At 53.8% G+C, this 6084-nt stretch carries 7 protein-coding genes; all 7 read right to left on the reverse strand.

Annotated features, from left to right (window positions below; translation table 11 throughout):
- Positions 1 to 108: 108 nt before the first annotated feature.
- The gene (locus tag PWJ82_RS09625; protein WP_375713881.1) at positions 109 to 333 is read right to left on the reverse strand and encodes an IS3 family transposase; all 225 of its coding nucleotides are present in this window, start codon (positions 331 to 333) and stop codon (positions 109 to 111) included.
- Entirely contained in the window at positions 314 to 1195 is an 882-nt protein-coding gene (locus PWJ82_RS09340; protein ID WP_274736402.1) for an IS3 family transposase, read from the reverse strand. The genes PWJ82_RS09625 and PWJ82_RS09340 overlap by 20 nt, the downstream gene beginning before the upstream one ends.
- Positions 1196 to 1200: 5 nt before the next feature.
- Positions 1201 to 1530, reverse strand: coding sequence for a hypothetical protein (locus tag PWJ82_RS09345; RefSeq protein ID WP_274736403.1), 330 nt, complete (start codon positions 1528 to 1530; stop codon positions 1201 to 1203).
- Between the two features lie 71 nt (positions 1531 to 1601).
- Entirely contained in the window at positions 1602 to 2768 is a 1167-nt protein-coding gene (locus PWJ82_RS09350) for an IS1249 family transposase (protein ID WP_274736404.1), read from the reverse strand.
- A gap of 367 nt (positions 2769 to 3135) precedes the next feature.
- Complete coding sequence (locus tag PWJ82_RS09355) at positions 3136 to 4503, reverse strand: GntP family permease (RefSeq protein ID WP_274736405.1); 1368 nt, start codon at positions 4501 to 4503, stop codon at positions 3136 to 3138.
- 27 nt (positions 4504 to 4530) lie between these two features.
- Positions 4531 to 5394, reverse strand: coding sequence for a Cgl0159 family (beta/alpha)8-fold protein (locus PWJ82_RS09360; RefSeq protein WP_274736406.1), 864 nt, complete (start codon positions 5392 to 5394; stop codon positions 4531 to 4533).
- A 2-nt stretch (positions 5395 to 5396) separates the two neighbouring features.
- On the reverse strand, positions 5397 to 6084 hold a 688-nt coding region (locus tag PWJ82_RS09365), incomplete at its 5' end, for a PfkB family carbohydrate kinase (RefSeq protein ID WP_274736408.1).

Here is a 6084-nt window from a genome sequence, read left to right on the forward strand (position 1 = left end):
TTGTCAAGCATGCAAGGTTATTGAGGTCGAAAAGCTCAATAACCCGGACTTTCTGTTGGTATAGCAAGGGAAAGTCCGGGTATTAGCAACCATTTCTGTCTATTTACCCTATTGGACATTATTGCTTAAAACCGTTTGACGGTGCTCCGCGATAGTTAAACCATCGAACTTCAAGGTAATACGCTTCTGGTTATAAAAGAGCATATACTCGTCTATCGCCTCGCATAACTCATCAGTTGTAGCCCACTTCTTCCCGTAATAAATCTCGGTTTTCATCCGCCCGAAAAACCCTTCACAAGCCGAGTTATCCGGACTACACCCCTTCTTCGACATCGACCGCGTCAAACCATAACACCGCGTAATCCCTATCCAGGAACCCGCCCGATAGTGAACTCCCCGATCCGAATGAATCACGAGCCGGTGCTCCGGCTGGCCGGCTTGCAACTCGTTTAGACGCTGCGGTGAGAGTAGCCAGGGCGTTTTCAAGGGAAGAATCAACCAAAGCCGAGGTTGGGTGTAAACCCCTCGCATAGGCCACGACTTTCCCGTCATAACAATCAATAATCGGGGAAAGATAAACCTTGCCGTTAGCTGCGTGGAACTCGCTGATATCGGTGAGCCATAGCCGTCCTGGCTCATCGGCGTGGAAGTCACGTTTGACCAGGTTTTCCGGCGCGGGGCTGATCTCCCCGCCGTAACTGGAGTACTTCCGGCGTGCTTTAGCATACCTGACCGGGATTTCCTCTTCCCTCATCAAACGCTGCACGACTTTCTCCGAGACCACATACCCGAGCTTTTTCAGTGCTAAACGGATACGCCGATACCCATACGTATACAAGCCCTCGCGCGCGATCTGGGCGATTAACCCACGCAAGCGAGCATGCTTGTCAGGCCCATCTAAGTGTTGAGCGGTGTAGTAGTAAGAACTAGCCGCCAGCTTGAGTTCCTTGAGGACCATGGTTAGGGGCGTGGTAGAGCGTAGCTGGTTAGCTACCCGTGTTTTCTCTACCGCTTCACTATGCCCGCTTTTGCGGGCTTTTCCTTTTTTTGCTAGCTCGAGCTGGGCTTTTAAGACACGCTCACGCACGATGAGTTCGGCTGCTAGAGCACGTAATTCTTGCGGGTCTTGGGGTAGCTGGGCTTCCAACTGGTGGCGGGTTTTCGCTTTTATCTGGTCGCGTTCTTTCTCATTCATGAATCCTAGACTGCCTTCCGCATCCCACTTTTTACCCAAGCATAGATGTTTGTGCAGTTCACGATCCCGAGATCCTGGGCGATAACGTAGGCGTTTTCCCCACTGCGGAACCGCTTGCAGGCAGCCACTTTCACGTCCGCCGGTATTTTCTGGTTAGGGGCGTGTTTCTTCGGTTTTCTCCGGTCTGGTTGCTCGTTGTTATTCCTGACCCATTTGTAGAGCGTGTCCCGTCCGGGGTAGCCAAGTTTACGGACCGTGGCAGTTACCGATTGCGTGCGTTGGTAGGTGGTGAGGGCTTTACGGATCTGCTCTCTCGTATACGTACGCTTACTCATTGAACGATCTCCTTAAAAATATCTAGGAAACCGTCCGCACCTCCAAATTAGTTGCTAATGGCGGCGTGTCGTTAGTGTCCGATTTGGCCTTTACGGATGGTTAGACCGTCTTCCCAGGGGTGTTCGGTATCGATATGGGTATCAATCTCGACGGGCTTATCACTAGGCGTGCTAACCGGTTCCTTCCTTGGTTGGATCGTGTTAGAAGCGAAATCAGACATCGGCTGCGTGTTCACCGACCTGGAATAAAGCCAGTAATCCAGGGCGGTGAGCAGGTGAGACTCAGACCAGCCACGGTGGGAGTGCAGGAATTCTTTCAACGGCGCATTCACTCCTCCTTCCAACCGGTTCGTTGTCGATTCCAGCCTGGTAGACACTTCCAGGCTGGAATCAAGGAACGTGAAGAGCACGCCTTGTTTGACATACCTGTCTAAAGCACCCACGATACGGCGAGTGGGGTGATGGGTGTACCACCATTTCTTGTTTTTCCGCGCGAAAGAAAGAATATTCTCAAGAGGGGTTTTCTCCCGATAGGTCTTCTCTGCCAGCCAGTCATCGTAAAGCTCGTGGAAAGCGTGGAGGGAGTTTTGCCAGGCGATAGCAGCTGCGGGCGTGGTTACTTTGGTTAGGTCGAGAGCGAGCTTGTATAAGGCTTTATGAGGCTTGGTTTGCGGGCGGGTGGTGGTGACTTGGCGGATATTACGTTGTACGTGTACCAGGCAGCGCTGAACCCGGGCGGTAGGCCATTCCTGCCTTATCGCAGCCAAAGCGCCTGGCGCCCCGTCGGTAGTAACAACGATAGGGGCTGGTAAGCGGTGTAAGAGAGCCAGGTAGGCGGCTTTGGATTCCCGGTCACATAGCTGGTAGGCGATCATGCCCTCATGCGTGGAAGCGATCAATACGCACCAGTTGTAGGCGATATACGTCCCGTCGATGAAGACCTGGTCGTGGACTTGGCCGGTGAGTTGCCAGGCGGGGCGGGTGTGCCAACACCAGGCATGGGCCCGGTCCCAGGTACGTGTGCTTGCCTGATCGAGATTCTTAGGCGTGGTGGTGGTGATGTAGGTGAGGAATTTAGTGAATTCTTGGGCGTGTTTTTGTCGGTCGTCTATCGCGGTGAAACTGTAGTGGCATTCCTTGCAATACCAACGTCGACGGCCTTGTTTTGTGAAGCCTTTCTTCTTGGTGGGGCGTGAGCAGATAGGGCAGCGTCGGGCGTGGGGATTGAGTTTCTTCACTCCCTGCACATTCCACCGCAGGTGTCAAGGAAGCAAGCTTATTGAGGTGCTCGACCTCAATAAGACCGACTCTTCCTTGTTATTACAGGGCAACCCCCGGATATAAGACCCACTTTTGTCCTATAGATCTCTTCTGAAACCGGGCTCGCATGCTACGTCGCAGTCACCGCGACTTCTTGGATTAATCACATGTACACTGGTGCTTGTTGATTCATATTATGTTAGTTGTGCAGATTTCTTGAGTTTGGACACACGCGGGAGCAATTTTATTTAGGGGAGTTGCTGAAGTCTTTAAAATGTACGCACCCGAAGGCGATACGAGTCGAGCCTTCGGGTGCGCACACGTAGTTTTACGGTCCAGATTTTTCTAGACGATGAGGTAGACCAGGGTGCAGAAGACGAAAGATACGAGGGATATGACCGAGGTGAAGGTGGTCCACATCTTCAAGTTGGTTTTCGTATCTACTTGGAGGAAGCCGCCTACTAGCCAGAACCCGGAGTCGTTGACATGAGAAGCGAAGAACGAGCCTGCTCCCATCGCTACTACAACGAGCGCGGTTTGGATATCGTTCAAACCGGCTCCTGATACAGTAGCCGCTAGCAAGGCAGCGGTGGTTTGGATGGCCACGGTTGCTGATCCTTGAGCAACTCGTAGCGCCAGAGAGATAAGGTATGCAGCCAGGAGTAGGGGAATACCAAGATCGGCGAGCGTGTTAGCAAGCGCGGTACCAATACCAGTTTCGCGTAATACGGACCCGAACATACCGCCAGCACCAGCTACCATGACGATTGCTGCAACTGATTTGAACCCAGCGTCGTTGATTTTGTCGATATTCTTCCAGGGTACTTTACGTACATAACCCAAAATGATTGAGGCGACCAGAGCGGTAACGAACAGGGCTACAGCTGTTTCACCGAAGAATTTCAGGGCGCTTGCCCACGGGGCCTGTTCCGGAATGATCCCAGCTGATTGCAAAGTACTAGTGACCGTGTTACCGGTAATCAACAGGATCGGGAGCATGAGAATAAAGAGAACGGTAGCGAAGCCGGGTTCTTTACCGGGGAGTTCACGCCCGGACTCTTTGGATCCTAAAACGTTGGGGATTGGAACGTCGAACCTCTTCGAGAGCCACAACGCGAAGCGGTAACCCGCTAGGTACCAGGTGGGAATCGCGACGATTAAACCAACTAGGAGCACGGTCCCGATATTAATGTTCATCGTGGTCGCCGCAGCCACCGGACCGGGATGAGGTGGCATGAGTCCGTGCATGACCTGGAACGCGCCAGCTGCTGGCAGGGCATACAGCAAGACTGGTCCGCCCAGACGCCGAGCCACGGAGAAGATGATCGGGAACATGACGATGAGTCCGGCGTCGAAGAAAATTGGGAAGCCGAACAAGAGTGAAGCTACTGAGAGTGCTAAAGGTGCTCGTTTTTCTCCGAACCAGCGCAGCAGGGTTTGGGCGAGTACTTCAGCACCCCCGGATTGTTCGAGCATGCGTCCAATAATTGCTCCGAACCCGATGATGAGAGCGAGTTTGCCAACGGTGCCTGAGAAACCGGTTAAGAGCATATCGAATAGCTCGTTTACCGGTACTCCGGTAGCAATAGCAGTCAGGGCTGATACTAGAATCAGCGCGACTGTAGCGTTGACTTTGAATACGATAATAAGGAAGAGTAAAACGGCGATCGCTGCTAGAGCGACACCGAGGAGACCTCCTGTTGTCAGAGTCATGAGTGCTCCTTCAATATATGAGCCTCTTTAGGAGAGGAGCTGGGCGGCGTTGGCCACGGCGCCTTGAACGTCGCCCGATTGTGGATAGAGCAATGACCGGCCAATGACCAGGCCGATCACGTTGGGGATCTCCAAGAGGAGAGCCCACCTGTGGAGGGTTTTGGCAGCATCATTGCTGACTTCTCCGCCGAGGATAACGATGGGTAGGGTAGTCGCCCTTGCGAAGCGTTCCAGGTCGGGAGTGTCGGGGAGTTTAAGTACCGTGTAGGCACTGTTGCTCCCCAAACCTGAAGCTATTGCTATAGAGCGGGTAACGGCGTCGGTGGACACATCATTGACAATCTGTTTATCTTCGCGGCGCGATATGAAGGGTTCGACCATAGCGATGCGTTTGCGTCGGGAAAGGTCGGTGACTACTTTCCCAGCCATCTCGAGGGTGTTTACGGTTTCTGTTTCGTTGTAGGCGATTCGGAGAAGGATTTTCCCGCCTTGCAGGCCTGCTTTGGCTACTCCTCTGGCTGTATATCCTGTGATACGGTCATCGAGTTCCCAGGCCGCGCCGGCAAGTCCTGCACGATTCATCGATCCGTATACCCATTTGCCGTCCAAGACTCCGAGCAGCGCGAGATCTTCAATGATGTCGGCTGTTCCTAATAGGCCGGATACTCCGGGCACGGCGAGCGCGTCGCACAGGCGCTGGAGTAGATCGAAACGGTCTTCCATAGCACGCGGATTAGGGCCGGCGGCTAATGCGCCTCTGGCTGGGTGATCCGCGGCCATGATGAGGAATTTTCCGTTGGGTAGCAAGGTGGCGGGTTGCTCGCGTTTGAGCAAGGCTTCGTGAGCAGTGCCCGGGCAACGCCGTCCTGCAATAAGCCTGGCAATATCCATGGTTACTGGTTGCTTTCTACTGATTCTGGTGTCTCGAGTAGCACGTCAGTGTGGTTCGCGGCCAGTACTCTCTCAATTTCGTTTTGGGTGGGCATAGCTGTAGAGCATTCGATACGCGAGGTGACGATCGCACCGGCGGTGTTGGCATACCGGATCGTTTTCTCAAGGCTCCAGCCCTGTAGGAGTCCGTGGACGAGGGACCCACCAAAAGCATCCCCGGCACCAGCGCCGTTGACCACGGTGGTATTCATCGCGGGGATGAAGAATTCTTCCCTGCGGGATTTCGCGAGGGTGCCCTTGCTGCCTTGCTTGACTACAGCGATTTGTACTCCGCGTTCCAGTAGTGCTGTTGCGGCCCGGTGTGGATCGGTTTCCCCGACCGCGATTTCGCATTCTTCCACGTTGCCCACCGCGACTGTCGCATAGTCGAGGACTTTCGCATACCGCTGGCGTGCTAGATCGACTGATTCCCAAAACATTGGACGCCAGTCCATATCGAAAACGGTGTGGTCTTTACGTCCACGCATGTCAAGCGCGCTCATGTGGGTGGAGTAAGAGGGTTCTTCGCACAGGCCGGTTCCGGATACCCACAAGAGTTTAGCCTCGCGCACCTGGTTTTCATCCAGGTCCGTGTCCTTAATCTGTAGGTCAGGGGCCGAGGGCTCACGGTAGAAGAAGAATGGGAAATGC

The organism is Actinotignum schaalii, from assembly GCF_028864145.1.
Lineage (GTDB): Bacteria > Actinomycetota > Actinomycetes > Actinomycetales > Actinomycetaceae > Actinotignum > Actinotignum schaalii_B.